Source organism: Marivivens donghaensis (genome assembly GCF_030410045.1).
Classification (GTDB): domain Bacteria; phylum Pseudomonadota; class Alphaproteobacteria; order Rhodobacterales; family Rhodobacteraceae; genus Marivivens; species Marivivens donghaensis.
Genome location: NZ_JAUFRA010000015.1, coordinates 1 through 1,190 on the forward strand (window position 1 = coordinate 1; position 1,190 = coordinate 1,190).

Genomic DNA, 1,190 nt, shown 5'->3' on the forward strand with positions numbered 1-1,190 from the left:
AAATCTATCGCGAATTAAGCGAGGATTTTGGAAACAACGCCCGAACCAACGGTACGGCCGCCTTCGCGGATCGCGAAGCGGAGGCCTTCTTCCATCGCGATCGGTGCGATCAGCTCTGCCGACAGCTTCAGGTTGTCGCCAGGCATAACCATCTCGGTGCCTTCCGGCAGGATGCAGGTACCGGTGACGTCAGTCGTACGGAAGTAGAACTGCGGACGGTAGTTCGCGAAGAACGGAGTGTGACGGCCGCCTTCTTCTTTGGTCAGAATGTAGACCTCAGCTTCGAACTTGGTGTGCGGGTTAACAGAACCCGGCTTACACAGGATCTGACCACGCTCAACGCCGTCACGGTCAACGCCACGCAGAAGCGCGCCGATGTTGTCGCCTGCTTCACCACGGTCAAGCAGTTTGCGGAACATTTCAACACCAGTACAGGTGGTGGTTTTGGTGTCGCGGATACCAACGATTTCGATCGCGTCGCCAACGTTGATTACGCCACGCTCAACACGACCGGTCACAACAGTACCACGGCCCGAGATCGAGAACACGTCTTCGATCGGCATCAGGAACGGCAGGTCAACTGCACGTGCCGGAGTCGGGATGTAGGTGTCTACGGCTTCCATCAGAGCGCGGATCGAGTTCTCACCGATCTCCGGGTCGCGGCCTTCCATAGCAGCCAGAGCCGAACCTTTAACGATCGGAATATCGTCGCCAGGGTAGTCGTAGGACGACAGAAGCTCACGGATTTCCATCTCAACCAGCTCGAGCAGCTCTTCGTCGTCTACCTGGTCAACTTTGTTCATGTAGACAACCATGTGCGGGATGCCAACCTGACGACCAAGAAGGATGTGCTCGCGGGTCTGCGGCATCGGGCCGTCAGCAGCGTTAACAACCAGGATCGCGCCGTCCATCTGAGCAGCACCAGTGATCATGTTCTTAACATAGTCAGCGTGGCCTGGGCAGTCGACGTGTGCGTAGTGACGGGTCTCGGTTTCGTACTCAACGTGAGCGGTCGAAATGGTGATGCCGCGTGCTTTCTCTTCAGGTGCGCCGTCGATCTGGTCGTATGCGCGGAAGTCACCAAAATATTTGGTGATTGCTGCGGTCAATGTGGTTTTACCGTGGTCAACGTGGCCAATCGTGCCGATGTTAACGTGCGGTTTGTTACGTTCAAACTTACCTTTAGCCAT

1 protein-coding gene is annotated in these 1,190 nt (G+C 56.1%); it reads right to left on the reverse strand.

Annotation, left to right across the window (positions count from 1 at the left end):
• Window positions 1-14 precede the first annotated feature (14 nt).
• A partial coding sequence (gene tuf / locus QWY83_RS14210) for an elongation factor Tu (protein ID WP_105234110.1) occupies window positions 15-1,190 on the reverse strand: 1,176 nt, incomplete at its 5' end.